We start from the raw sequence: 26,526 nt of genomic DNA on the forward strand, positions 1-26,526 counted from the left end.
ACTGCGCGCGTTCTACCGGCCCTCAGCGCTAGGGCCGAGGTGGTTCTCTGGACTGATGCAAGGGAGTGGGATCCGACCCTAGAGCGTCACGCCACAGTCAGGCATTTTGACCCGGATACGGTCATGCCGAGGGACTTTGCAGCCGCCAGCCGCGGGTCAGGGCCAGAAATGCTCTTTTTGCATATCGGCAACTCTTGGGTCTTTCATGCGGGGTTCTTACGCTTGGCACAGCGTATTCCCACATTTGTCGTGCTGCATGATCTCGCGATCCAGGAACTGATGATCGAAGCGATTGAGCAGAACGAATGGGATGCGCCAAGCTATTTGGCTGGTCTGGCAAAGTGGTATGGGGACGAGGGTCAACGCCTCGGCCAAGCCTGTTTAGACCGAACAGAAAATGGTTCTGCTATCTCCGCCAGCCTGCCAGGCTTTGAGTTGGTGCTGGACAAGGCACTGGGCGTGCTCACGCATACGGAGCTGGCCCATCATGCCGTGCAAGCGCGGCTGCCACAGCTGCCCGCCCAGGTCCTGCCCCTCCCTTTCGAAATCGGCCCGGCGCCATTACCGCGTCGCACCTCGAGCGGACCCCTGCGGCTTTTGCAGTTTGGTTGGATTGGTCCCAACCGGCGGCTCGAGCAGATCTTGGAAGCTTTGGCACAGATGCCGGAAGGGTTCGATTACCGGCTAGATGTGATGGGCAAAATTTGGAAGTCGGATCTCATATACGACAAGCTGACCCAGTTGAACTTGGTAGATCGAGTTCATCTGCATGGTTTTGTCTCCGAGCCGGTTTTGGATGACGCCCTGCGCCAGGCCCATCTGGTGCTGAACCTACGCCATCCGAGCATGGGGGAGGCCTCAGGCAGTCAGTTGCGGATCTGGAATGCAGCGGCGCCGTCGGTCGTCACCCGGGAGGGCTGGTACGCTGGATTGCCCGAAGACGTGGTTTATTCCGTCGACACGGACAACGAGATCGCCCAACTGCAGACGCTTTTTGTGAAGCTTGCCGCCGATCGCCACGCAGGGGATGAGATTGGCGCGGCAGGCCGGGCCTATTTTGAGGCGCATCACGCCCCCACCATCTATGCGCAAAACATTATCGACTGGGCTGACGAAACCACTAGCCAAGCCGGCCGAGAGCTGGCCTTGCGCTTGAGTTCAGAGCGGCACAAAGCGCGCAACCTACACCCCGATTTGCAAAAGCGCCTCGAGGTGCTGACAGCAACCGCTAGCGAGAAGCTCTAGGCGTTTTGAATGTCACCGAAGAGCATTTCATAAGCTTCCGGCTCATAGTAGCTCAGGAGCTTTTTCATGAAAGGCTTCGGTTGCTGGTCCAAGACCTTGGCCCAATCACCATAGCGCGCGCTTGGGATTTTTCCACGCCCGGTCTCAAGCTGAGAGATAAAGGTGTAATAGTCCAACGAGAGCTCTTCGGCCATCTTACGTTGAGAAAGCCCCTGAGCTTCACGCAATGACCTCAACCAGACCCCCAACTCGACGCGGGGATCACTACCTTTTTCCAAAACCGCTGACGTTGTCGTTTTGGGCATCGTGGCACACTCTTTTCGTTGCAAAGCCGTCACATATTCTTCCGCGCGGCGAAGTTGTAGTTTTGTCGCATACATGAGCGAAAATAAGCGCAAAAGCAGGCTAAAGTCGCTCTTTACTCTTCTTAACATAGAGCTAGAGAAGATGGTATACTTTTTACTGCATTATTAGGCTTGCTGGAAAATTCCAGTTTTGGTAATCAGTCAACAGCGGTCCTTAGGTGAGCTGGGTTGATGCGTCTTTAGACGCGTCTCTCCGAATTACTGATCGCCTAAATGAACCCTATCGTGAACGTTCACAAAGCAGGAAATTATAAACATGGCAACTCAAGAGCAAAAGCAAGCGCTTACGGCCCTCTATGTAGGGTACTATGACCGCGCGCCTGATCCGGATGGTCTGCAATTCTGGATTGACCAGATCGACAACGGCCGCGAATTCTCCACAATCGCAGCTGACTTCGCCGCTGCGCCTGAAGCTTTGGCAAAGTACCCCTACCTGTCCACGCCAGACGTTTCGACGCCATCTACTTTCATTACAAGCATTTATCTGAACCTGTTCGGTCGCACACCTGACCAAGCGGGCTTGGACTTCTGGACCGGCGTTCTGAACGATGGAAGCGTTTCCGTTGCAGAGATGATCGAAGAGATCATCATGGGCGCAGTAAACGATGAAGACGCTGGCACCTTCGACAAAACAGTTCTCGACAACAAAATCGAAGTTGGTCTGGACTTTGCCGAATCTACCGCTGATGTTTCTGGCTTCGAATTCGACGCAGACGCGAAAATGGCTGCTGAAGCAGCTGTTAACGGTGTGACCGAAGATCCTGCGACCGTTGAAGCTGCAAAAGCAGCAACAGACGCCTACCTGGCTGGTGAAACCAACCAAGGTGATACACTCACACTCACTGCAGGTGAGGATGTACTTACTGGTACAGCTGCCAACGACACCTTTTCCGCTCCGCTTGTTGCCTCTACATTTGGCATCCAAGTTCAAACGCTCAACGCCACGGACACGCTGGATGGCGGTGAGGGCACCGACCGCCTTAATGTGACGCTGAATGATAATGGCGCATTTGGCGGAAGCACCACCGGCAGCCCCCTCATCTCCAATGTTGAGCAGTTCTTCGTCCGCGCTGTAAGTGCTTCCGATTTCGACATGACCGGCGTAAGCGGTGCTGAGCAACTGTGGAACGATCGCTCCACAGCTCAGCTTGATTTCAAGAACGTCCAAGAAGGCGCTGTTATCGGCCTGAACGGTGCGCGCGCCCAAACCAGCGTTGATTACGCTGCTGGTGCTCTCGGTGACGACTTCACTCAAACTGTTGTTGCTCAAGGTGCTGGGACTGCCACGCAAGCTGTCGATCTTAACATCGATACCGCTGGTAGTGACATGATCACGGGCCTGAACCTGAACGCAGCATCTGGTGTGAACAATATCGTTCTTGAAGATGATGCTGCGTCCATTGCGGACCTGACAATCTCAGGTGATGCAGCTCTTATGCTGGCAGCCGATGGCAGCTTCAGCTCCATCGAAACCGTTGACGCAACAGCTTACACTGGTGACCTGGAACTGGACATCAGCGGTCAGGACGTTGGCACCGATCTGAACGTTGCTCTGGGTGGCGGCGCTGACAGCTTGGCTGTTAACGTTGAAACATTGACGGCCGCTGACGAAGAAGACCTGGCAATGCTGGACGGCGGTGAAGGTGAAGACAACCTGACACTCAACAGCTTCTCGGCTGCAGCTGATATTTCTGCTCTGAACTTCGCCAATGTTTCGGGTTTTGAGCAACTGACTCTGGACTTCCCGACGATCGACGTTGAAGACAACACTCTCGATCTCAGCGAAACCGAGTTCACCAGCCTTGTCGTGGATGGTGGTATCTCTGGGACAACTGGCGGGACGTTCACCGTCATCGGTTCGGAAGACTTCAACGCTATCACAGTTAACGAAGCAGTAAGTGCCGGCACCTTCACACTTGAAGGCTTTGAGACACTGACGCTCAATGCAAATGATGACGTTACTGCTGACTTCGTTGCAGAAGATCTGGTTGATCTGACGCTGACCCTTGATGAGGATAGCACATTCACTGTGACAAGCCTCAACGCGGATGCGCTGGAAAGCATGACGCTGAACCTCGGTGACGATAGCGACTTTGTCGGCCCGACTTCTGGTACTGCAGCAGCTTTGGCTACCATCGACATCAACGGTGGCGACGACAGCACTGCTCAGTATACCTTCGGTGGTGAAGAAGAGAGCCTGGCTACCGTCGATATGACTGACATGTCCGGCGCGACAACGCTCACCTTCGTTGGTGACATTGAAGCTGACCTGTCCTTCCTGATCGGCAACGGTGATCTGACTTACACCGGCTTTGACGCAGACGAAGACGACCGTGAAACCTTTGGCTTCACCGGTGATGAGATTGGTACAATCAACATTGGTGGCTTCACCTCCGGTGTGGGCAGCAATGGCGACCGTATCGACTTCAGCGCGTTCGAAGCCGTGTCCGGTCTCAACGATCTGGAAATCACCTTTGATGGCAACGACACTACTATCGTTGCAGCCGATGGTGAGTTTGACGGTACCATCACCGTCCAAGGTACTGATCTGTCGACAGACGCCTTTAACTTCATCTTCTAAGCTAACAGCTTATAAGATCAGAGATTGGGGCTGCCTTCGGGTGGCCCCTTTCCACATCTAAACCTCACGGAAATTCAGGAGTGTAGACATGGCTGAAGGCCAAGTTATCAATATCGACGGCAAGTCCTACGAGATCGACCAGCTAACAAACGAAGCCAAAAGTCAGTTGGGTAACATCCGCGCTGTAGATTCCGAAGTCCAGCGCTTGGAGCGTCAAATAGCGATCGCTAAAACGGCCCGAAATGCTTATGCCCGGGCTTTGCACGAAGAACTGGCCAAGGTTGAGCCGCAGCAGTAAGCTGCTACTGTTGGCAGCCGAACGAAAAAGGGCCTCTGCTGGAAATAGTGGTGGCCTTTTGCTTGTCACTTTCTCGCGCGTTAAAGCGCCCGGCCTTAAGCCTTAGAACTCCACAGAACTCGCCTTAGTCCACACCTAGAGACTGTGCGAACATCTACCATTTCAGATGCTCGCCCCCATCGGTGCAGATCAGTTGCCCGGTGACTGCAGGGGCATCAATAAAATAGCCCAAGGCTGCGGTGATATCTTCAAGGTTTACCCCCCGCTCCAAAACGGTATCCCGGCGCTCTTGGGCAAAGACCTCTTCAGTCTGATGTTGGCCTTGCAAAGTCGGCCCAGGGCCTATGCCGTTCACGCGGATTGCGGGCGCCAATGCTTGGGCCGTCGTGCGTGTCATGGCCCAAAGACCCATCTTGGCGATGGTATAACTCATGAACTCTGGCGTCAGACTCAGCACGCGTTGGTCGATCATATTCACAATGAGCCCAGTGGCGCGCGGCTCGCCGCGCTCATCTGACGTTGCCTGCAGCCCCTGCGCCGCCATGGCTTGCGTCAGCACAAAGGGCGCGCGCAGGTTGCTGCCAATATGGCGCTCCCAGCTTTCAGCGGTGGCCGTATGAATATCATCCGCCTCAAATATCGAGGCATTGTTGACCAAACAGGTAATCGGACCTCCAAGCGCCGCCGCCGCGCGGGGCAGCAGGGCCTGTGTCTCAGCCTCGTCGAGTAGGTTGGCTTGCAATAAAGAGGCCCGCTGCCCCTGCGCTATAATGTCAGATACTGTTTCTTCCGCCGCTGCCTGCGAGGTGGCGTAATGCACGGCCACATCAAACCCGCGTCCCGCAAGGTAGAGCGCCATAGCGCGCCCAAGGCGCTTTCCGGCGCCGGTCACCAGTGCTCGCTGCATGGCGCCTCTCCTCAGATGATACGTACATTTGGGTAAAACACATAAAGCGCGCGCAGCACCAGACCCCAAAACAGGCAGTTTCATGGTGTTTCCGCCTGTACTTTACGGGGGCTCTCGCGCGGCGTCTAGCTCGGCTTGCCGTTCTTGGGCCTCGCGTCCCTCGCGCAGATGACCTTTCGCACGGATGCCCTTGCATCCTCATGGCTCATCTTCCGGCCAGCTTTAACATCCGCAAACCCGTGCTGGATGCCCTCGATGGTGGCTCGCCCTGTTTTGAGAACGGTAGCTGTCGAGCTGTTGGGTGTCAGGGCATCGGCTCCCACGGGTTGATGATCTGCACGCCTGTCGACTCGAAGTCCGCAACATTGCACGTAACGATTGGCATGGCGTGGGTGATCCCTGTCGCGGCGATCAGGGCGTCCCGGTCGCTGCGGGGATCTGGAACATGCAAAGCAGCACAGCAGAGCGCGACAGGCCCGTCCACGGGTAGGATACGCTCCTCAAAAACCGGAAGCACCCGATCAGACATCCAAGCCCTCAAGGCGGCACCTTGCGTGCTGTCACGCCTTTCCATCTGCCTGACGCCCATCTCAAGTTCCAAGATGGTGATGACTGACAAAAACAGCGCTGACGGGTCTTGGTCCTCGGCCCACGCAACGACATTGGCATCCGCCTTCCCTGCTTTTGCTCTGCGCAGTTCGGACACCAAATTCGCATCGAGGATGAACATCAGGACAAATCAGCGGGACGTGTAAGGCGGACCAAGCGATCCGGTTCAAAAGCTACGCTTGCCGCTTCTGGATCGGCAAGCAAATCAAGAATACTTTTTTGCCATCCTGTAAGCCGCCTGTAGGCTTCAATGCTGAGCAAGACATGCGCGGGTTTGCCCCGGTCTGTGATGAACACAGGTCCGTCTTGCGCAGCTCGTTTTGCGCCACTGACGTCTCGCTTGAACGTCCGGCTGTTGATCGTTGTCATTCTCATCACTTGCATCCTTCCAAGTGCGCTAATTTAGTAACACAGCTACAACAGGCGGAAGTGTCAATCTGAACCCTTCGTGACTAGCTTCCCCAAGTGCAAATCAGGAAACCATCACAACCACGCCTTAGCCGACATGGAAAAGCGTGTTGAACAGCTTCGGATCAAAGCTTTGCGCCGCAAAGGTATCGCCTTGGATCAGCACGCTGATGGCATCATGACTATGCAGGCTTTCTTGATGGCTCGCGACAATGCGGAAGTCCCCTACCCGCGCCTCCGCAAGAAGTTGTTCGCAAAAGAGCCGCGCCGCATCTTCGACGAAGATCGGGTTGGCCGCGTTCAGCTCAGCAAAAGCCTGTTCGTCTTCGCGTTTGACCATGACCTGCGTCTCGGTCGGCACGGCGCGGCGGCAAATCTCGATCAGGTCTTCGAACCACAGGCAATCGCCCTCGTCCCGCGTCTCGACCGATATCCGCGCGACGGAGCGCTGCGAATGCGGCGTCGCCAACTGCCCACGGGTCTGGCGCGCGTGTTCGCTCAGTTCCAGCGAACAGGGGCAGGTGCTGGAATAGACATAGTCGAGATGCACGATCTTCTTGCGCTCGCCGTTCTGTTCGACCAGCTCAAGCGCGATGTCGTAATACTGATAACCCGTGAGGCCCGAGCGCAGGCTGCCGATCTTCATCGGGAAGGAAAAGCGCATCTGGATCCGCGCATCCAAGCTTTCGAGATCGGCCTTATAATCATCCAGCGCGGCTTCGATCACCTCAAAACTGAAAGTGGCTTCGGCATGGCGGTAGAAGCTGCGCATGATACGGGACATGTTGATGCCCTTCTTCTCAGCATCAAGCGAGACCGATCCGGTGACTGAGGTTTCAAGCTGCAAATCACCCCCGCCGCGGCTGTGATAGCGGATTGGCAGGCGGAAGTTCGAAATGCCCACATGCTGGATCAACTGTTGCGCGCCGCGGATCAGGCTGGTGGGGCCGTTTTGCAGATCAGGCAAGGTGGCTTTGTAATTGTCGCCCCCGGTGAAATCTGCCGGATAGATGCGGGAAAACGCAGGGTACCCGGTACCGGCCCCCATCCGCGCGACCGCCGGATCGAGAGCGGCGATCTCGGCCGGAGTGGCCTTTTGGCTCCAGGCACGCAAGGTGGCCAGCGCCGCTTTGGCCGCCTCCCGATCAGGAGTATCTGACACCTCTGTTTCAATAGTCATAAGCGCCCCTTCGCTCTGTCGGCCGCACGCTAAAGTGGTTTAACCGGTAACACCATGGCACACCACGGCAAGACAGCGTCTTAGGCGCCCTCCTCCATCTGGTGGCACTGATTAAGAGCCCGCGCGTCTCGAACTGTTTGCAGAGCACGCCTGAGACAGCCATGCGAGATCCCGGCCTGAATTGACTTGCTAAGGGTTTCTTACCTAGATGAACAATCTATGTTAAATCGCGAGGCGACCGGTGCCCCTTTCAAAAATCAACGGTAAGCTTCTGCATTTTGTCCATATCCCTAAGACGGGTGGATCGTGCATCACAAGCTATCTCCGGGCCAAAGGGCCGCTGGCTTTTTACAGCCGCGAGCCGGTTGAATGGTCTAAAACCACGCCTCAGCATATGGAAGCAGCAACGCAGCGCATGATCTTACCCGACGGGTTTTGCGATCATCGGTTCTGTATGCTGCGCGATCCGTTTGAGCGTTTGCTCAGTGAGTATCGCTACCGTGCAACTCGAAAAAATCCCGCCGAGGCGCTACCTGAGCACATCGGGCCTGGCGACACCCTGACCGTGGAGCTTGATTGGAGGGAAGAGTTTAGCGGGACGTTTGATGCATGGGTTGCAAAGGTTTTTGCAGATCAAATTAATGATCCCTATCTGTCGGATAATCACATCCGACCTCAAGTGGAGTTTACCGGACCCGACGTAAAAATATTCCTCTTTGAAGAAGGCCTCGAACAGGTGCTCCGTTGGATTGACCATGTCACTCAAACCGACCGAGCCATCGTGCCTCTCGACCGCAACAGCAGCGTGAAGTTCTCTATACAAATGCTTGAGAAAACGCGAAAATCAATTGAAACCTTCTACCAAGAAGACCTGCGATTGATTCAAAAAATCAAAGCATCGAGGAGATCCGCGTTGCACGTACCGTACTGAGGCTAAGAGCACCACCGGCCCCTTACAGGTAGTCTTCGTGGCGGAACACTAGCCAGTGGCTGGCACGATCTCCCCCGTGCGATCCAAAACACGCGGTACCCATTATTGGCGCAGCACAGAAAATGGAACAGGGCTCTTCCCACCTCACGCACTTGATCACGTAAATCCTTCGCTTCGGGCAATGCACCAAATTTGAAGGTACCATAAAGTAGGGCCGCCCGAGGGCGGCCCTGTGATCCAACGTCCACTTGATTATCTCGCTCACGCGTTGACCTGTGAAAAGGCGGGGAGACGCTGTTGCAGCTGGTCCATCATCTCAAAAAGCAGTTTAGCAGAAACGATACCCGTCTCCAAAGCCTTGGTGAGCAATTCTGCGAATTGAATTGATCGATCTTACCGGCTGTCGTTGCCGGGACCGTAGCCACCGTAGATGTAACCTTCACCAGGGCTGCGTTCTGCGGAGCGGGTGCTCATGACCGTGTCAGCATCGAAGCTGTAATCAGCGGTGCTGTAGGTGATGTCATTCGCTTTGGTTGACTCGAGGGGGGCCAGCATGCGGGTTTCATCACCGTAAGTCTTCTCGGCACCGATCGCGGTGTTGAGGAAGAGGTCTTGACGATAGGTCGAACTATCAGCCAGGGCGGCAGTGGAAATCAGGGCGGCGGCGGCAGTTGTCATAATCAGTTTCATACTGTGATCCTTTGATCTTACGACTGTCGCGGGATTGCGACCTCATCGTTGCTGGGGAAGTAACGGGCCCAACACGATCAAAGTTTCCGCAGTGCAGCGCACACAGTTTGTGCATAACCGAACATCTTGATTGAATGCCATGGAAGGGTCTTCAGGCCTTCTTTTGTCGATAATCTTAAACCGATGCTTCCATGCGCAAACACCCGCATTGATGCAATTGATGACTTGGTGGGCCTTACCTGCTTCTACGCCCGGCGTGATCCTGTGAAGGAGATCATTTGCACCCATACACGGATGATGCCAGATCTCGACGAGTATTAGATCGAAGTAGGCGCTTTGCGCGGATGCCGCGTAACTTGAGGCCAGCCTGTCCCGCATTTGCAGACTGCGCGACGCTCGAACTCATGCTGCGTGATGCCCGGCAGAAACAGCTCGTCAGTCATCGAAGCGCGATGAGCTGCTTGATTTCATCATCTGAGCAGCCCGCTTCAGCGAGCCGAGCCTACAAAGCAGGCTGCGCTGCCGCTCTCTGCTCCTCCGAAAAGGCAGCGGTGTTATATTGAAATTTCATGCCACGCATAGACTGCGTTCGGTCAGCGCGGAACTCTCCATACAGCGCTTGTAGGATAGCGAGAAACCTCTCTGCATATGCGCTAAAAGTAGCTTTGTCCTCCGCGTGAGCGAGGATGCGAGGGTTGATGCCCTCGAGGTCGACATAGACCAAACCTGCTGGCGCTGGATCAGTCAGCAGGACGAGCTTGATGTCAGCGCGCATTGCGGCGTGCCGGTCGGACATCTCAGACATCATCAAGCTCCTCAAACACATCAGTGACGTAATAATACTCTTGGCCGTCAATGACCGGCCGTTGGCGCGCCCCCTGCACATCAACGCGCGCACGCAAGGGTGCTGACAACCGTTTTGGGTCTACGTATGAGCCCGCCCTGTAGCAGTCTCGGAGGTACGTCCGCTCATCTTCGGGCAGGTCAGATAACATCAGGCGCAGGTGGGGCAACACTGCAGCGACTTCTGCCTCTGTCTGCTCGTCCGTGTCACGCGGCAGGCGGAACCCACAGTCCAGCAGCGCTTTGTTGAAATCGCGATAATTGTCTACGCCGATGCCAGCCATGGCGACATCCCGCGTCACGCGGCTCTCGCTGTATGCTTTTAAAAACTCTGCAGGGGTGAGCAGTTTGGGATGCAACTTGCTGGCGTAGTCTTGCAAGGTCGCGTGATCCGAGTAATCCGGCGATACGGTATATACGTCATGCCCCCCGACCAGCTCGACATGAATACTAAGCTGTCGCAGCAGGCGCACTGCATCAGCCCTGATCGCCCTGCGGGTCACTGCATCCTCACATCCATAAACTTCGATATGTGCAATTTCATCGGGGCGGACGTAATGCACCTGAGCGACAAGCTCGATGGTCAGGTCAGGGTATTGCGCGGCAATCGTATCTTGCACGGCGGCTAATGCGATCGCTTGTGTCATGCCTACCTCCCAAGGGAATCATATGAGGGATGGTAGGAGTGGAGAGATTTGAACTCTCGCGCCGACAGTCATCTACTGTCCATAGGGTGTATAAAGCCCGTTGCCCACCAAAGCACTCCCCCGATTATATCTGGCTGGATCAGCTAGATATTCGGGGGTAGGGAATGTGGTTGGTGTGCAGATGCGAGCTCATACTCTCACAGTGCCGCAAAGTAAGACGGCTGGCAAGAGCGACCGCAGGTATCCCAAGTTACTTGGACTTACTTGAAGTTACTTGAGGTTACTTGGCCATGGGCCTCGCCCCCCCCCTTACCGGCTGTCCTCCGCGCCGATATTGAGCACAACACTTACTATAGCTCATTGTGGTCCACGACTGCGCGGCGGGGCACCCCAGGGGCATTCAAAGCCTTGGTATAGCGCTGCAAAGCGGCATCATTTTTTGCAAAAGCCTCAAAATTGCCACCAAGATCTGGTCGTTTTCGAACCGACATGCGAGAGCAACAAAGACTATCAAGGATCGGTTATGCGACTTAAGAATTTTCTGAACGCCCTCTTCGCGGCTGCGCTGCTCGCCCTTCCTACTATCGGGGCCGCGCAAACAATCTTGACGGTTTCGACCCCTGAGCAATCCGCAACCTATACGCTGGAAGAGCTGCTCGCGCTGCCTCAGACCACCGTTGTGACCACAAACGACTATGTAGATACCGCCACAACGTTCCAAGGGCCGCGTCTGCGCGCTGTGCTGGAACCCCTGAATGTCGGGCCTGACGCGTCCCTGAAGATGGTCGCACTCAATGATTTCAGCTCAAATGTGCCGGCCGTAGATGCCTTCGAGTACGATGTCATTCTGGCAGTGCTACGCGATGGTGAGCCGATGTCGGTGCGGGATAAAGGACCGATATGGGTCATTTATCCAATGGACGACCATGCGGAGCTTCGAGACGAGGCCTTTAATGGCAGACTGGTATGGCAGCTCAAAACCATAGCTATCGAGTGAACGGTAAAAGCAGGATCATTCGCGCGGTACTCCTCGTCGTTTTTGTCGGTGCCGTGCTCTTTGGTATCGGGGTCGTCTATAAGCTGAGCGATAGGGTCGACAATATCCAGACCGCGGAGCAAAGCGACCCCCTTTGGATCGGCTCGCAGCTTCAGTTCGAAGTGCTCAGGCTTGAAAAAGCGCTCAGCGAAGTCGTGCTCGGCCTCAAGCCCCCAACCGAGGTGGTTTTGCGCTTCAACATCGCTTGGAGCCGGATCACGATCCTGCAGGAAGGTAAGCTTGCACGGCTCCTCAAGAGCTTTGGCATAGATCAAACAGTGCTTTCTGATCTGGAGCAGACCTTCCAGACCGTTGAGCCCGATATCGCTGAGTTCGCGTCACAAGAGCTGACAAATGACGCGGGACGCCAAAAGGCTGCAGAGATTCTTGCAGAACTCGCGGGCTACGACATCGCTTTGCGCAATCTGTTGGTGGCCCTTGCCCAGGCTAAAACGAGCACGCTATCAGAGTTCCGAACTGGCTTATTGTCATTATCACAGGTCATTGCCTATCTCGGCACGACGCTTTTAATCCTCTTCGGTATCTTCGTTTCTCTGCTTTTGCTCGAGCTGCGCGCCGCCAAGAAAAGGGAAAGGAAAATGCGCATTCTGGCTGAAGAAGCAACTTCAGCTGCGCGCCTGAAAATGAACTTCATGAGTGTGGTCAGCCACGAGTTGCGGACGCCACTGACGTCACTGCTAGGCGGGTTGTCCTTGCTGAAAGCCAGGGTCGGCACCACCCTGAAAGACCCAGCCGCCCTGAAACTGCTCGATGTCGCTGACCGCAACGGAAATCGGCTCCTGACACTCGTCAACGATATTTTGGACGCCCAAGCCTTGAGCGAAGGGAAAGTCTCCGTAAAGCGCGAGACGGTGGACCTCAATGACGTGGTCACAACTGCAGTCGAGAACTGCCAAGCCTACGCAGAAAAACTCGGCGTCAGCTACGCTGTCCACATCCCCCAAGAGCCCGTGATCACCCTCACAGACGGCGCACGGGTGACGCAAATTTTGAACAACCTGATCTCCAATGCTGCCAAATTCACCTCCGCCGGGGATGTGGTTGAAGTTCGCTTGACGCGGGTCAGCGAGAGAGCGCGGATTGAGGTTACCGATCATGGGATCGGCATCCCCGCAGACCTGCAGCCCGACATCTTTACCCCCTTTCATCAGATTAACCCTGGCACCACGGGCGCAAACAAAAGCAGCGGCTTAGGCCTGAGCATCACCAAACAATTGATAGACCTGCTCGGCGGCAAGGTAGGGTTTACCTCCGTCGAAGGCGACGGATCGGTGTTTTGGATTGAACTCGATCTGCTCTCGCAATCTCATCTGGCCAAGAGGGCGTAATTTGCCCCCTTCCCACGCAGCTTCCACCCGAGTTTAAAGTTGGCCGCGCATTGCCGCAGCCGCTACGCTTTGCGCAGCTTATCCTTCGCCAAGGAGTGCGACACGCAGGTGCTCATTGGCCAGAAGGCAACTGCGCCGCTAGCTTGGAAATCACCCTATCGGCCAAGATGATAAGCAATCTCTCACTGGCGTCATGCTGTGAGGCGACAGACAAATTACCTTCTGAAGAATAGGAAGTGAAAGCCTCCACTTTTCCAGAGGAAATCACATCCCCCCCGCCTCATCAATCAACTGGTAGCTCACGCTTCCTATCTTTTGTGCGCATTCCGGGGTGATCCGCCCACCGATTCCGATTTGATGCGCCCGCCCGTACCGATTTTATCCGCCCACTGATTCCGGGGTATCCGCCCACCCCTGTGACGTGCTGCTGCGAGGCAATCTGTAACCGGCTACCCTTCGTCCTTTTGGCATGAAGGAAGCCCGATGAAGAGATTGCCGATGCGGAAGATACGAGATGTTTTGCGGCTCTCAGCCGAGGGCCTATCAACCCGCCAGATCGCAGCGAGCCTGGCGATTGGGCGAACAACCCTTCGGGGCTACCTTGATCGCGCTACTGAGTTGGGTCTGAGCTGGCCGCTGCCAGCAGAGATGTCTGATACGGACCTTGAGCGATGCCTCTTTCACCGCGCTCACCAGAACACCCAACGGATCGAGACGCAGCCTGACTGGTCGTATATTCACCGCGAGTTGCGTCGGAAGGGCGTAACGCTGTCACTTTTGTGGGAGGAACATCGCTCCGACCACCCCGAGGGATACGGCTACTCCCGATTTTGCGAACTTTACACGCGGTGGGAAGGCAAGCTGTCGCCGGTGATGCGACAGCGTCACCCGGCGGGCGAGCGGTTGTTCGTCGATTACGCAGGGCACACCATCGACGTGATTGATCCTCAGACCGGGGAAGTGCGCACGGCACAGCTGTTCGTCGCGACGCTTGGGGCCTCAAGCTATACCTTTGCAGAGGCGACCTGGACGCAATCGCTGCCGGATTGGATCTCGAGCCATGTGCGTGCCTTTGGCTTCCTTGGGGGTGTGACGGCGCAGGTCGTGTCCGACAACCTGAAGGCCGGGGTCACCAAAGCGTGCTTCTACGACCCTGTGATCAACCGAACCTATGCGGATCTCGCCACCCATTACGACACAGCCGTTGTGCCCGCGCGGCCGCATAAACCAAAGGACAAGGCAAAGGTCGAAGGGGCGGTCTTGCTGGTCGAGCGCTGGATTCTGGCGCGGTTGCGCAATCGGCAGTTCTTCAGCCTCGGGGATGTGAACGCTGCCATTCGCCCGTTGCTTGACCAGCTCAACGACAAGGTCTCTCGCCATCTTGGGGCCAGCCGCAAGCAGCTGTTCGAGCAGTTGGACAAGCCCGCCCTGAAGCCGCTACCGACGGCTCCATATGTCTATGCCGAATGGAAGAAGTGCCGAGCAGGGCTCGATTATCACGTAGTGATCGACAAACATTACTACTCTGTGCCCCATCAGTTGCTGAAGAAAGAGCTGTGGGCTCGCATCACCGCCCGCACGGTCGAAGTCTTCCATGTTGGACAGCGTGTTGCTTCCCATGTGCGCACCTCTGGAAACGGCAAGCATTCTACACAGCGCGACCACATGCCGGCGCACCACAAGTTCCGCGAGGACTGGACACCACAACGTATTATCGCACGGGCCGCTCGTGTCGGGCCGAATGTCGCTACCTTTGCAGAGGTTGTGATGCGCGAACGCAAGCACCCCGAACAGGGCTACCGGAGCTGTCTGGGCATCATCCGGCTGGCCGACAAGTTCGGTGCTGCCCGCCTTGATGCGGCGTGCCGCCGCGCGCTCGAGATCAACGCCCGTTCTTACTCGTCACTCCAATCCATTCTCAAGAATGGGCTGGAGAGCAAGCCCCGCACCCGCGCCACGGAGGAGCCTGCAATCACCCATCCCAACATCCGTGGCGCCGATTATTTCCATTGAAAGGAACACAATGCTTGATCACCCAACCCTCGATCATCTGAAGGCCCTGCGGCTGGACGGTATGGCCGAAGCTTTTGCCGAGCTGCAAGCGCAGGATGCCGCAGCAGACTTCAGCCACGCTGAATGGCTTGGCTTGCTCGTTGACCGTGAGGTCGCCAGCCGTGAGACCAAGCGGTTTGAAGCTCGGATGCGCGCCGCCAGGCTGCGCCATGTGGGCGCCTGCCCAGAAGATGTCGATTACCGCGCGCGCCGTGGTCTCGACAAGACGCTGTTCCGGAGTCTGCTCACCGGTAGATGGATCACCGACAAGCGCAATCTGATCATTACCGGCCCCTGTGGTGTAGGCAAAACTTGGCTCGGATGCGCACTGGCGCAAACAGCCTGTCGCGACGGTGTCACTGTGGCCTACAAGCGAATGCCGCGTCTCTTCGAAGAACTCGAACTGGCCCATGGCGACGGGCGCTTCCCTCGCCTGTTCCGCAGCATCACCAAAGCACAGCTGCTCATCCTCGATGACTGGGGGCCAGACCGACTGACCGCCACGCAACGCCGGGATCTCATGGAGATCGTGGAAGAGCGCTACGGTCGCGGCTCAACAATGATAACCAGCCAATTACCCATCAAGGCTTGGCATGACGTCATTGGCGAACCAACCTTCGCTGATGCCATCCTCGACCGCATCGTTCACAACGCTTACCGCCTCGAACTCGAGGGGCAGTCTATGCGGAAAAGCGTCACCAAAATGGATGACGAAAACCCTCAAACCTGATAACCCAAACCCACTGCCTCACGGCAACGCGTCACAAGTGGGCGGATACCCCGGAATAGGTGGGCGCATGTTGTCGGAATGAGTGGGCGGATACTCCGGAATACGCAATCTTTTGGGAGATACTCACATATCTCAGATCCAGGCCCTGGGCGTGATGATCGGTAAATGGTTCTTGCATAAGCCTCTCGCTCAAAACTCCAAAGGGTCTTTGGCAGTGGTTTCGGAGGGGCGGGAATCATGGAGTTGGATAACATTTGTCGCATGACTCTGAACGCCCCCGCGCCGAAAGCTGGAATAGCTTCGGGCCGCGTGATGTAGCCCAAGGCCCAGGATGGACCCCAGCCCAATGCCTGCCAAATCCGCCATGAGATCAATAAAATCACCCGAACGTCCAACAAAGGGCTGTATGATCTCAATCAGAGCGCCATAGGCGGTGGCCCCCGGAACCATCCGCGTAAGCCCTTGAGGATAAAGAGTAGCACAGGGCAATACCAAGACTGCGAACGCCCATATATGGTGGTCCTTATCACGACCAGGCATATCGGAAAGCCCCAGAGGGAGAAGCATCAGCATACCGATGCAAATCATCAGGCCTACCGTGACCCACAAAACGATCATGCGGCGAGACGAAGTCTTCAAGTCAAACGCGCGCAAATTGGACATGAAAGCTCAACCTATCGTTCAAAGCTCCCGAGGCTAAGCACCCTCGGGCGGAGATGACGGCATTTATAGAGCGCTTTGACGGCTTTGTATTTATACCAAGGCGTTAAAATTTGCAGCCAGAGGATAGGCGATCAGAAATCGTGTACTGATCGCTCTCTCACCACCGCCCTGCTCACGCTAAGGATTAGGCACCCCATTAAGGGCTTCCTCAAAACGCTTCGCTGCCCCCATGGCCTCATTCATGAGCGCATCAAATGTCTTTGGTGGGTTTCCTCCGTCCAGCATCCCTCTAAAAGTTGCATAGGGATCAGTCTTACGGCCATACGCCCGCAAGGTCTTCTCATCCCTCACCCATGCAAGCACGATAACCTTTGCAGTTTTTTTGGATCGCGTACTTTGCGCTCTTCGACCTACTCAATCAGCGCTTCGAGTTGGTCAAGAAAAACCGGGTGAGCATAGAACGACCATCTGTTACCGACGAGCAGCGCTTCCAGGTGCGCGGCACTGCCAGTCATTCGTCCTCGTCTGACAGTGGCGCGTCAAGAATAACATCGGCGTTTCCAACCAATGCTTTGAGCCGGTCATGCAAGCCACCGTTGAGTGCCTGCAGGCCTTCCGGATGCATCTTGATGTCAGCTTCGATAAAACCAAGGAACGCATCCAATGCGGGGTCTCCCTCTTCGGCAACCATGGCTTCAATATAGGTCCGACCGTACCGACCTCGCAGTCGACAGGATCGCATGCTACATCCCCCAGCCGGGCGCAATGCCCCCTAAGGCATCAGTTCTTTTGCAATGCACGTAGAACGCGGTCGAGCGCTTTGCCCTGTTTGGAATATTTGGGCGGCCCGTCTTTGACCAAGTTGTAGTAGGATGTGACATCATAGAGCTGCACGGGGAGGCGCAAATCTTGCGCGGTGAGCTGTCCCGTGGCGGCCAAAACGGCATAGGCCGCAACATAGAGATTGGCGCGCGCAGTGACCCGCGTAGATTCCGCGTCCAACAATACCTGCTCGGCATCCAAAACATCCAAGGTGGTCCGGGCCCCCAGCTTTGCTTCCTCCCGCACCCCCTCAAAAGCGGCACGCGCGGCGCGGATCTGCCGATCTGAGGCTTCAAGTTGCGCCCGCGCCGAGGACAAAGACGCATAGGCATTGCCAACTTCTTGAGAGACCTCGCGGCTCACAACATGAAGATTGGCGCGCTGCGCATCGTGCTGGGCCATGGCCCGCCGCACAGCTGAAGACAGCGCCCCACCTTGATAGATTGTTTGACCTGCCTCCACCCCAATACTGCCACTGCGGCTATAGCGCTGACTGTCGAATGTTTCTGAAAGACCGTAGTTCCCTTGCAGCGTGACCCGAGGCTGCATCGCCGCCTCGTTTGAACTGACAGCCAACCGTGCGGCCGCGACCTGATGTTGTGCGGCCAAAACGGCGGGATGCGTCCGCACAGCCAGAGCCTTGGCCGCCTCTAAATTGCCACCCACGTTCGGCAGCTGAGGCGGGGGGCTGAGATTGCCGGGCTTGCGGCCAACGACATTGAGATACTCCTCCACGGCGCGCAGCAAGGCACCTTCTGCCCCCGCAAGCCCACTGCGGGCCTGCGCCAATTGCGCTTCAGCAAGAGCGACATCCGTGTTCGTCACCTCCCCCACATCAAAACGGTCGCGCGCGGCACGCAGCTCTTGGGTCAAAAGACGCAGGTTGTTGTTGCGCAGTGCGACGACGTCTGAAGCTTCAATGACCCCCATATAAGCGGAAACGGCGCGCAAGAGCACCCGCTGCTCAAGGTCGAGAAGCGTCTGGCGGGTGGCCAGTACCGTCTCCTTTGTCGCCTCAATCCGGTATTGGCTGGCGCCAAAATCATACAGCAGCAGCTCCCCAATCAGGTTGATTGACGCGGTCAGAGCTTCGGTGGATTGTGAGGGTGCGAGACTGGAGGCCCGTGTGCTGCCAAAGCTCTGCGTTAGCCCCCCAGCCCACCGCAAGACCGGTTTGAGCGCGGCCTTAGCACTGGCGACATCTTCATCCGCGGCGCGCAACAAGGCCCGGTTTTGATCCAATAGCCCTGAATGCTCATAGGCCCCCACCAACGCGTCCGCCAATGTTTCGGACCACAAAGGGCGCGGCACCAACAACACCAGCGCGAGAGGCAAGGCAACGCTCGCCTGCCGTAGAGACCTTCTGAAACGGTTGATCTGCATTGCTCGTCTCGCCTTTTATATGCGCTCTCTCTTTGGCTTAAGCAGGATGGAAGCGCGTTTCTTGCTCTGAGCGCTTAAAAGACAAGCCCCCAAGATCAGGCTTCCGCCATCCACCTACTGCCGCGCGTCTTCACAGAACGCGCATAATGTAATGAGATATCACGTCAGAAACCTTGTGAGGGAGTGTGCCATATCCGAGAGCGATTTGCCATTTGATATCTCTTGCCGCGCGGCTCAATCATCTTTGTGGTTCAACACGGCCTCAACATCCTGCGCCACATCGTCCCATGTGCGCAGCGCACTTGTGCTGATCTTCTGTTCCAGAGCGCGCCGATGTTCAGGATCCGCAATCAGCCGGTGGCAGGCTTCATAGATGCTGCTGATGGAGTGGGCATCGCAATATTCCACCAAATCCCCACCGACCTCAGGCATGGAGGAATTATCTGCCACCACCGCGGTCTTGCCAAAAGACAGACTTTCACCGATCGGCAACCCCCAGCCTTCGTAGAAGCTCACGGTCGCTGTAAAAAGGCAGTTCTCATACAGAAACCCAAGTTCGGTATCGCTGGGGCGTTTGGCAAACTGCACCCAGCCTCCTAGGTTGCCCGTAGCTGACATCAACTCTTCAAAATCGCCGTTATACCAGCCCGGCTTGCCAGCAAAGACAAGCTTGGGCACCTCAAGTCCCGGGGTCTGAATAAGACGTTGCCAAGCTTGAGCAAGACTCCAAAGGTTCTTGCGCGATTCCATCGTGCCCACGACCAGAACAAAAGGCGTCTTGGTCAGGTTCAACACAGATTGCTGCAACCCCTGCAAACTGCTGAGACGCGATTTAAACGGCTTTGCAGGATCATTTACCCGGTTGGAGTGCACCACGTTGAACTTCTGTGCCAGCGGCACCACGTCGATGGGGCGCTGCTGCCCGACTTCGTCCATAAATCGCTGCAAATCCCGTGCGGTATTTTGAGAGTTTGCCATTAAGCGGTCGCAATAGTCCAAAGAGGACCGCAGCCAGTGATAAAATTCGCCCGAGAAATCCGCCGCAATATGCTCGGTCGCAATGATCGGGATCAGATCATGCACCAGCTGGTAGATCTCAAGGCTCTTGTCGTCTTTCAAACGCTGCAGAGCGGGCTCTAACCCATCGATGTTCCAGATCGCACCTAGAATGATCAGCTGATCACCTGGCTTCGCGGTTTCGCTCACAACCTCTCGGGAAAGCTCCTGCACCCCGCGCGCCTGAAGCGGTGCGCGCCGCGTCTTGAAGGCTTCCCATTCTTCAATGCTCGAGCCCATCTTGGCAAAATAGCGCTCATGTCCGCGCGCCGCGTGATACGCACGCACCTTATGATAAAACCAGTACTTCAGGGGTCTGTTGCGATAGCGCACCAATGTCGGTGCCGCATCATGTTGAGAGCGTGCCTTCTTGCCAAAGAACACCGCCCCCAAATCATCGGGAGAGAACTCTTCCATATCCCGCAAAAAACTGGACTCGATGGCGACATAGGCGCGTTGGCCCCGGTCCCAGTAACTCAGCCGAACATTCTCGGCCCCCAAGCGCGCGACCATACGGCGGATGACTTCGAAAGAGACCCTTTGAATACCCGATACAGTGGTTTCTTTTTCCACGTAGATTAGGATATCGGTCACGTCAAAATAGTACATGTCGGGTGCGGTTCCTTGAGTCTGGTGCACAATCCCCAAGAGGGATAGAACACCGCTTTGCGACGCTCAGTGAAGAACAATTTAAAGTTCCTCAACCCCAGAGACGATGTTAGGACGACTTATGAGCCCTATATATTTTGACCTTTCAGAACAATTTCTGTCTTCTGGGGTCAAGTTCAAATACTATGGCATCGCGCGCACCGTGATGGAGGTGGGCTATGAGCTCGCCCGCTCCTCGGCTGACGTCCGCTTCGTCGTATTCTCTCCTGCACATGATCGCTTTTTTGAGGTTGAGCCAAACATAGGATCTGCCTCCGAGACAGGTGTCTGCGACCCCAATATGCCGGTTGAAGCAAAGCCTATGCGCTTTCGCTATAGCTTTCCCGAACCTCATTGGCTGCGCGATGCACTCTACCCGCTTGTGAGCACAGTGATGAAACGTATTTGCCTACGCAGATGGCGCCGGGCAATCCCCGAAGGCAGTCTGCGCGAAGTTGATCTCTCAGGCCAAATCCTTGTCTCCCTCGGACGGCCCAAAATGATGGCAGATTACCTCGTCGCCTTGGATAAGCAGAACATCCGCACGCGGTTCTATCCGCTGGTCCACGACATGATCCCGCTGCATGAATTTGCACACCCCCGCCAAAGCATGTTTGCGCGCAATTTTGCCCACGACAATGGAATCGTCATCAGCCACGCCGAAAAAGTGATGACCAATTCCCATTTTACAAAAACAGAAGTCGAAAAGTTTTCTGCCTCCGGTCATTTACCCGACATCCCCCCCGTTGTGCCCGTCCCCCTGCCCCATGAGTTGCGCCCAACCGATGAGGCGGTCGATGTCGACATCCCCGATACACCCTATTTTCTGGGGGTTGGGGTGATGACCGGGCGCAAAAACCTTGAGTGCATTCTCCAAGCAATGCTGCATTTGCACGATACCGGCCGCCCTGTGCCGCTGTTTGTCTTGGCCGGCGCTCATAGAAAGAGAACTGTCGCGCATCTCGACAAGCCAGAGTTGGCGCCGATCAAAGACAAAGTGCGGCTCATTTTGAACCCCAATCAAGCGAGCTTGCGCCTGCTCTATCAAAAAGCCCGCGCCCTCATTATCCCAAGCCATATGGAAGGCTTCGGCCTACCTTTGGGTGAAGCTCTATGGCTGGGAACCCCCGGAATTTCCGCCTCGGCACCGGCTTTGCGCGAAGTAGGAAAGGATTTGGCGGAATACTTCGATCCAAACGAGCCTGGAGAGCTCGCAGCCCTTATCGACAAAATGCATACTGATCCCGCAGCCTATGAAGCTGCAAAAGACAAAATACGGCGCAACCATTCCTCACTCCGGACTTGGAAAGACGTTGCGACAGATATCATCGCCACGGTATCCGCCAGTTCCACGAAAGCCTGAAGCAGACCATGGCCAAGCAAGATCATACTGCAGCAGCAGAACCAGTAGACACGACAAACGCCGCACCGAAAGGCAAAAAACGTGCGCCGCTCTTCAATGACCAAGATAAGGACAACATCTCCTGGTTCTGGTCTACCTACTTGAAGCAACGCACGCCTTGGTTGGGCCTGGTGATGCTGATGATCCTGGTTCAGGGCTTTGCCTATCAACAGTTTATCGCCCTCACGGAAAGCGGGCTAAGGGTGATCTTCGACGAAGGCACGGTCACAGGGCTGGTAAAGGTCTGCGGCATGGTGCTGGCGATTTTTGCTTTGCGCGCGGTGATGTCTTACTGGGTTCCCAGGCTCTCGGCTTGGCTGGCCAGCGACGCGGTGTTCAAGATGCGGCGCGATCTGATTGATCACATGATGACATTGGATCTGGCGTTTTTTGAGCGGACAAAGTCGGGCGATATCATCCTGCGGCTGGTCAATCAGGCGCAGGATCTGTCGGGCTTCATTGGCCAGACCACGGTCAACGCGGTGCGCGATACCGTGACCATCATTGCCGTTTCGGGCTATCTGATCTGGAAAAATCCAGCCCTCTTCATGCTGGTGATCATCGTCATGCCCACGATCACGATCGTGGTCCGGCGGATCTCTCAAGGCATCAAAGGCACGCAGGCAAACGCCGAGAATGCCATGGGCAACTACATGTCCGGGATCGAAGAGATGACGAACGGCATGCGCACCGTCAAAATCTCCAACCAAGAGCCCGTGGAAAAAGCCCGCCTGAACAAAGCTACCGGTGAGATCAAAGACCTCTCTATTCGCCTGCAAAGACTGCAGGCGATGATGAGCCCTACCGTCGATGTGCTGGCCGCAATCATCTATGTTCTCATCATCGGGGTGGGAGGCTACATGGCCCTCAGCCCAGGGTTTGAGATGGATGGCGCCGGCATCATCGGCTTTATGATTGGCATGGCCCTGATCTTTGATCCTGCACGCCGCCTCACTGCCTTCTTTGTCAGCATGCAAGCCAGCTTGATCATCCTCGACAGTCTGCGCTCACTCTACCGCGAAGTCCCCAGCATCACCAATGCGCCGGACGCCAAAGAGACGTTCAACGCCACGGGCGACATCATTCTGGATGACGTCACCTTCCAGTATTCCGAGAAACACCCCCTGTTCCACAACGTGAACATGGTTTTTGAGGGTGGCAAGGTCACCGCCATCGTCGGGGCAACCGGGTCCGGTAAAACCTCCGTTCTCAGCCTCATCGCCCGGCTCTACGATGTCAGCGAAGGGGTTGTGACCATCGGCGGGACGCCCGTGAAAGAGCTGCGCGTCGACAAGCTGCGCCAATCTTTTTCCGTGGTCGCTCAAGACATCGTCATCTTCAACAGCTCGATCTACGAAAACATTCGCTATGTGCGCCCCGACGCCACTGAACAAGAAATCTGGCGCGCGGCTGAACTTGTAGGCATCGACCAATTGATGCGCGACCGCGGCGATGCGCCCCTGGGGCCAAAAGGCTCGCAACTCTCAGGCGGGCAGAAACAACGGATCGCCATCGCCCGGGCGTTCCTGCGGTCCGCCCCAATCTTGCTGCTCGATGAGGCCACATCTGCGCTCGATCAGCGTACCGAAGAGAAAGTGCGCGGCGCCATCCACGAGCTTTCCAAGGGCAAAACCACGATCCTGGTCGCTCACCGCCTGTCGACGGTAACCCACGCCGATAATATCTATGTCCTTGACGAGGGCCGGGTGGTTGAAGAGGGCACGCATACCGAGTTAATGGCCGAAGAAGGGCTCTATGCCGCTATGTTCAATGCGCAACGCAGCAGCTATGGTTGAGTGAGCTGCGTTTGCCTTCACATCTAAAGGAATAGATATGCCATCGCTCAAACTGCCCCTGTTCCTTTTGGCCAGCGCTGGTATCGCGCTTGCAGCCTGTACAGTACCTTCCATGCCAGAAGCACCTGATGGCGCTCAGTTCTACGCCAAAAACTGCGTTGCGTGCCATGGCGCATCAGGAAAAGGAGACGGCGTTCTAGCCGCAAACCTTGACCAAGCGCCGACAGACCTCACCCTGCTGGCCCGTAAGAACGACGGCACGTTCCCCCGCGCGCGGGCCCTCAGCTATATCTACGGGCATCCAGAGCAACGTAATATGGAACGCCCTATGCCGCAGTTTGGCGGGGCAATGGCACATGATACCGTGCCGGTTGAGATAAATGGCGTCCTCACCCCAACCCCACGTGAGTTGGCAGGCTTGCTGGTCTATCTCGAAAGCATTCAGCGATAAGGGCCTTCGTGTGTAAGGCATGAAGCTCCCTCATGCATCCCTTCGGGCTCGTTCACCAAAATGGCAATGAAACCTATCCATAAGCGGTGAGCGCTGGCATGGACAGCAGTCCATGGCAAAATGTGGATAAGCACTCTAGATGCCGCCCTTCTAGGGCTCTGGGTTGTTATAAGCGGTGCAAATTTTGATATGCACAGGCAGATCATTTTCACCGGATGATCTACTATCGCATATCATTATTGATGCCACGCCGCATACCTGATATATCATTGCATATCAGGAGTTGATTTTGATGTGCAAAGGCAGATCAAAAATGAGTTACGCTAGCGAAAACATCGCTGCTTCCCTGAAGCTGGCACGTGAAAACAAGGGATTAAGTCAAAGAGAGCTTAGCGCTCGCTCAGGCGTGCCACAGTCGCATATCTCAAAGATCGAGAGCAACGCAGTCGATCTGCGGCTCTCAAGTCTTGCTTCACTTGCCCATGCGCTTGACCTTGAACTGACGATGATACCGCGTAAATCGGTCCCAGCCGTCAGGTCGATTGTGCGCAGTACGGGCAGCCACAAACCTCATAGCAATAACGATGCACTACGTGAGCTCGCGCGCGCGCAGCGCGTCCTCGATACACTGTCGTCATCTCTCCATGAGAGTCTTGCGGCAAACGCGCTACAAAAGCATCTTCAAGAACTGAATGACTTCCACAACATCTGGCAGGAGACTGGCTCAATCAAGCGGATCCGCCAAGATATTGAAAGAATTAAAAGTTCTGGAGACCTTGAGAAACTCGAAAAAATTGCCAGAGAGACGCAGCGCCTGCGCAATATGCTAGCACATAATGTGCCGTCACGCATGATCAGCGAACCAACCAGCAGACCCGCCTACAGCCTGGACGAGGAGGGCAGTGATGGCTGATGTCTCTGTTTTAAATGTCGAGCTTTATGGAGAAGCTATCGGCACGCTGACACGCGTCCCGGGGGATCGCAGTCTGTTCGCGTTCAACGAAGATTATATCGAGAGCGCTGACCGCCCGACACTTGGCCTGTTCTTCAAAGATGAATTCGGCGACCTGCGTACGGAGTTTAAGCCAGTCCAAAAGCAGGTCATGCCGTTCTTCTCCAACCTCTTGCCGGAGGGGCACTTGCGCAAGTACCTCGCAGAGCAAGCAGGCGTGAATGCTGAGCGAGAATTCTTTTTGCTTTGGGCCCTAGGGCGTGACCTTCCCGGGGCGATTACGATCAAGCCTGCGGACGGCGAAATCTGGCCACCGGAGGCTGCGCATGTAACGGGCAAAGACGGACTGAACCCCAAAGATAACATGCTTCGGTTCTCTCTTGCAGGCGTTCAGCTGAAATTCTCCGCCATTGAGGCCGCAAGTGGTGGGCTGACTATTCCCGCGTCGGGCACCGGCGGCAACTGGATCGTTAAGCTGCCGTCACGGGACTACCTAGGCGTCCCTGAAAACGAATTCTCAATGATGCGGCTGGCCAGCATGCTCGGCATAGACGTACCTCGCATTAACCTCGTCGACATAGAGAGTATCGCCAATCTTCCAGTTGACACTGATCGCTTTGGCACAAAGGCCTTCGTTATCGAACGATTTGACCGGCGCTCCAGCGGCGACCGGGCGCATATCGAAGACTTCGCGCAAGTCTTTGGCGTCTATAGCGAAGACAAGTATAAAAAGGCGAGCATGCGCAATATTGCGACTGTCATTGGCGCAGAAGGATCGGATGAGGATATCCGCGAATTCTTACGCCGCCTGACGTTCAACACGCTGATTGGCAACGGGGATATGCATCTTAAGAACTGGTCGCTAATCTACCCTGATCGACGCACGGCCGCCCTGTCGCCAGCCTATGATTTTGTATCAACAATTCCCTACATTACGGGTGATAGCTTTGCATTGAACTACAGCCGCGTGCGAGACTTTGCTGCCTTTGATGAAGATGAAATCTCCCATCTCGCCGCGAAAGCCGCTTTACCTAGAAAAATGGTTCTGGACGTGGCACGAGAAACCGCGAGCGATTTTGCATCGCTCTGGAAGCGTGAAAAAGATGCCCTACCGATGCTCGAAGACGTTAGGGCGGCCATTGATGCACTACTGCCAACCCTTCCTTTGATGAAAGAACATCTTTAGAACATCGCCACCCCTTGGAATGACCCCGAAACCTATTTCCCTAGGATGTTCCGGTATCTTTCAAAAAAGATATCCATGAGCTACGCCTTCGGAAGCGAAGAGAATAGCGTCGTTCGGGGGCCTTCGAAGAGAATGGAAATGTTGATACCCAGGGCTTCGGCGGTCGCTAGGGATGAGCCAAGATAGCTGGCGCCCTTTCCCCGCTGCAGTCCGCTGATAAAGCGTCTGTTGGTTACGATCATGGAGGTGAGATCATCTTGGGATAGCCAAGCGTCTTGCGCCGGGCGCGGACGTAC

At 55.7% G+C, this 26,526-nt stretch carries 26 protein-coding genes and 1 tRNA gene; 13 read left to right on the forward strand and 14 right to left on the reverse strand.

Annotated features, from left to right (window positions below; genetic code table 11):
- Positions 1 to 168 precede the first annotated feature (168 nt).
- Positions 169 to 1,245, forward strand: coding sequence for a glycosyltransferase family 1 protein (locus ACGYKA_RS17990; protein WP_394439480.1), 1,077 nt, complete (start codon positions 169 to 171; stop codon positions 1,243 to 1,245).
- Here the strand turns inward: ACGYKA_RS17990 and ACGYKA_RS17995 are convergent.
- Entirely contained in the window at positions 1,242 to 1,550 is a 309-nt protein-coding gene (locus ACGYKA_RS17995) for a helix-turn-helix domain-containing protein (protein ID WP_271690068.1), read from the reverse strand. The two genes, ACGYKA_RS17990 and ACGYKA_RS17995, sit on opposite strands and share 4 nt — an antisense overlap.
- 316 nt (positions 1,551 to 1,866) lie before the next feature.
- On the opposite strand from ACGYKA_RS17995, the gene ACGYKA_RS18000 reads away from it, so the two are divergent.
- Positions 1,867 to 4,191, forward strand: coding sequence for a DUF4214 domain-containing protein (locus tag ACGYKA_RS18000; RefSeq protein WP_394439482.1), 2,325 nt, complete (start codon positions 1,867 to 1,869; stop codon positions 4,189 to 4,191).
- Positions 4,192 to 4,279: 88 nt separating this feature from the next.
- A complete protein-coding gene (locus ACGYKA_RS18005) occupies positions 4,280 to 4,489 on the forward strand; it encodes a DUF6447 family protein (protein ID WP_276155245.1) in 210 nt (69 codons plus the stop codon).
- A gap of 154 nt (positions 4,490 to 4,643) precedes the next feature.
- Here ACGYKA_RS18005 and ACGYKA_RS18010 read toward each other — a convergent pair whose 3' ends face one another.
- From ACGYKA_RS18010 to folE2, 4 genes are all read right to left on the reverse strand, one after another.
- Positions 4,644 to 5,396, reverse strand: coding sequence for an SDR family oxidoreductase (locus tag ACGYKA_RS18010; protein ID WP_394439528.1), 753 nt, complete (start codon positions 5,394 to 5,396; stop codon positions 4,644 to 4,646).
- A 304-nt stretch (positions 5,397 to 5,700) separates the two neighbouring features.
- Complete coding sequence (locus ACGYKA_RS18015; RefSeq protein ID WP_394439484.1) at positions 5,701 to 6,126, reverse strand: type II toxin-antitoxin system VapC family toxin; 426 nt, start codon at positions 6,124 to 6,126, stop codon at positions 5,701 to 5,703.
- The gene (locus ACGYKA_RS18020; protein ID WP_394439485.1) at positions 6,126 to 6,374 is read right to left on the reverse strand and encodes a type II toxin-antitoxin system Phd/YefM family antitoxin; all 249 of its coding nucleotides are present in this window, start codon (positions 6,372 to 6,374) and stop codon (positions 6,126 to 6,128) included. Before ACGYKA_RS18020 ends, ACGYKA_RS18015 begins: the two co-directional genes overlap by 1 nt.
- A 127-nt stretch (positions 6,375 to 6,501) precedes the next feature.
- Entirely contained in the window at positions 6,502 to 7,593 is a 1,092-nt protein-coding gene (folE2, locus tag ACGYKA_RS18025; RefSeq protein WP_394439487.1) for a GTP cyclohydrolase FolE2, read from the reverse strand.
- A gap of 241 nt (positions 7,594 to 7,834) precedes the next feature.
- Between folE2 and ACGYKA_RS18030 the strand changes: the two genes are divergently transcribed.
- On the forward strand, positions 7,835 to 8,524 hold the full coding sequence (locus ACGYKA_RS18030; RefSeq protein WP_394439489.1) for a sulfotransferase family 2 domain-containing protein: 690 nt from the start codon (positions 7,835 to 7,837) through the stop codon (positions 8,522 to 8,524).
- A gap of 393 nt (positions 8,525 to 8,917) precedes the next feature.
- On the opposite strand, the gene ACGYKA_RS18035 is transcribed toward ACGYKA_RS18030, so the two are convergent.
- The 4 genes from ACGYKA_RS18035 to ACGYKA_RS18050 form a co-directional block, all read right to left on the reverse strand.
- A complete protein-coding gene (locus ACGYKA_RS18035; protein WP_276155240.1) occupies positions 8,918 to 9,214 on the reverse strand; it encodes a hypothetical protein in 297 nt (98 codons plus the stop codon).
- A gap of 502 nt (positions 9,215 to 9,716) precedes the next feature.
- Positions 9,717 to 10,022 (reverse strand): hypothetical protein, encoded by a 306-nt coding sequence (locus ACGYKA_RS18040; protein ID WP_394439491.1) that lies wholly within the window; start codon positions 10,020 to 10,022, stop codon positions 9,717 to 9,719.
- Positions 10,012 to 10,704: a hypothetical protein gene (locus ACGYKA_RS18045; protein WP_394439493.1), complete on the reverse strand. Its 693-nt coding sequence runs from the start codon at positions 10,702 to 10,704 to the stop codon at positions 10,012 to 10,014. The genes ACGYKA_RS18040 and ACGYKA_RS18045 overlap by 11 nt, the downstream gene beginning before the upstream one ends.
- A gap of 30 nt (positions 10,705 to 10,734) precedes the next feature.
- Positions 10,735 to 10,824 (reverse strand) — tRNA-OTHER (locus ACGYKA_RS18050).
- Between the two features lie 403 nt (positions 10,825 to 11,227).
- On the opposite strand from ACGYKA_RS18050, the gene ACGYKA_RS18055 reads away from it, so the two are divergent.
- The 4 genes from ACGYKA_RS18055 to istB all read left to right on the forward strand — a co-directional run bounded on the left by ACGYKA_RS18055 (position 11,228) and on the right by istB (position 15,871).
- Positions 11,228 to 11,701 carry a molybdopterin-dependent oxidoreductase gene (locus tag ACGYKA_RS18055; RefSeq protein WP_276155237.1) on the forward strand — a complete coding sequence of 158 codons (474 nt, stop codon included), beginning with the start codon at positions 11,228 to 11,230 and terminating at the stop codon, positions 11,699 to 11,701.
- On the forward strand, positions 11,671 to 13,089 hold the full coding sequence (locus ACGYKA_RS18060; protein WP_276155236.1) for a sensor histidine kinase KdpD: 1,419 nt from the start codon (positions 11,671 to 11,673) through the stop codon (positions 13,087 to 13,089). Before ACGYKA_RS18055 ends, ACGYKA_RS18060 begins: the two co-directional genes overlap by 31 nt.
- A gap of 483 nt (positions 13,090 to 13,572) precedes the next feature.
- Positions 13,573 to 15,102: an IS21 family transposase gene (istA, locus tag ACGYKA_RS18065; protein ID WP_394381058.1), complete on the forward strand. Its 1,530-nt coding sequence runs from the start codon at positions 13,573 to 13,575 to the stop codon at positions 15,100 to 15,102.
- Positions 15,103 to 15,112: 10 nt separating this feature from the next.
- Positions 15,113 to 15,871 carry an IS21-like element helper ATPase IstB gene (istB, locus tag ACGYKA_RS18070; RefSeq protein ID WP_394381055.1) on the forward strand — a complete coding sequence of 253 codons (759 nt, stop codon included), beginning with the start codon at positions 15,113 to 15,115 and terminating at the stop codon, positions 15,869 to 15,871.
- 189 nt (positions 15,872 to 16,060) lie between these two features.
- Here the strand turns inward: istB and ACGYKA_RS18075 are convergent, their stop codons facing one another.
- From ACGYKA_RS18075 to ACGYKA_RS18095, 5 genes are all read right to left on the reverse strand, one after another.
- On the reverse strand, positions 16,061 to 16,534 hold the full coding sequence (locus ACGYKA_RS18075; protein ID WP_276155235.1) for a hypothetical protein: 474 nt from the start codon (positions 16,532 to 16,534) through the stop codon (positions 16,061 to 16,063).
- A gap of 177 nt (positions 16,535 to 16,711) precedes the next feature.
- Entirely contained in the window at positions 16,712 to 16,897 is a 186-nt protein-coding gene (locus ACGYKA_RS18080; RefSeq protein ID WP_394387787.1) for a type II toxin-antitoxin system YhaV family toxin, read from the reverse strand.
- A 148-nt stretch (positions 16,898 to 17,045) separates the two neighbouring features.
- Positions 17,046 to 17,276, reverse strand: coding sequence for a type II toxin-antitoxin system PrlF family antitoxin (locus ACGYKA_RS18085; protein ID WP_271690055.1), 231 nt, complete (start codon positions 17,274 to 17,276; stop codon positions 17,046 to 17,048).
- 38 nt (positions 17,277 to 17,314) lie between these two features.
- Positions 17,315 to 18,739 (reverse strand): TolC family outer membrane protein, encoded by a 1,425-nt coding sequence (locus tag ACGYKA_RS18090; RefSeq protein ID WP_276155234.1) that lies wholly within the window; start codon positions 18,737 to 18,739, stop codon positions 17,315 to 17,317.
- 234 nt (positions 18,740 to 18,973) lie between these two features.
- Entirely contained in the window at positions 18,974 to 20,404 is a 1,431-nt protein-coding gene (locus ACGYKA_RS18095) for a glycosyltransferase family 1 protein (protein WP_271690053.1), read from the reverse strand.
- A 121-nt stretch (positions 20,405 to 20,525) separates the two neighbouring features.
- Between ACGYKA_RS18095 and ACGYKA_RS18100 the strand changes: the two genes are divergently transcribed.
- The 5 genes from ACGYKA_RS18100 to ACGYKA_RS18120 all read left to right on the forward strand — a co-directional run bounded on the left by ACGYKA_RS18100 (position 20,526) and on the right by ACGYKA_RS18120 (position 26,230).
- Positions 20,526 to 21,806: a glycosyltransferase gene (locus tag ACGYKA_RS18100; RefSeq protein ID WP_271690052.1), complete on the forward strand. Its 1,281-nt coding sequence runs from the start codon at positions 20,526 to 20,528 to the stop codon at positions 21,804 to 21,806.
- Between the two features lie 173 nt (positions 21,807 to 21,979).
- Positions 21,980 to 23,641 (forward strand): ABC transporter ATP-binding protein, encoded by a 1,662-nt coding sequence (locus ACGYKA_RS18105; RefSeq protein ID WP_271690051.1) that lies wholly within the window; start codon positions 21,980 to 21,982, stop codon positions 23,639 to 23,641.
- A gap of 37 nt (positions 23,642 to 23,678) precedes the next feature.
- Positions 23,679 to 24,092, forward strand: a complete 414-nt coding sequence (locus ACGYKA_RS18110) for a cytochrome c (RefSeq protein WP_271690050.1) — start codon at positions 23,679 to 23,681, stop codon at positions 24,090 to 24,092.
- Positions 24,093 to 24,405: 313 nt separating this feature from the next.
- Entirely contained in the window at positions 24,406 to 25,005 is a 600-nt protein-coding gene (locus tag ACGYKA_RS18115; protein WP_271690049.1) for a helix-turn-helix domain-containing protein, read from the forward strand.
- On the forward strand, positions 24,998 to 26,230 hold the full coding sequence (locus tag ACGYKA_RS18120; RefSeq protein WP_271690048.1) for a type II toxin-antitoxin system HipA family toxin: 1,233 nt from the start codon (positions 24,998 to 25,000) through the stop codon (positions 26,228 to 26,230). Before ACGYKA_RS18115 ends, ACGYKA_RS18120 begins: the two co-directional genes overlap by 8 nt.
- The last annotated feature ends 296 nt before the right edge of the window (positions 26,231 to 26,526 follow it).

This window comes from Sulfitobacter sp. 1A15106, from assembly GCF_043556995.1.
Taxonomy (GTDB): Bacteria; Pseudomonadota; Alphaproteobacteria; order Rhodobacterales; family Rhodobacteraceae; genus Sulfitobacter; species Sulfitobacter faviae.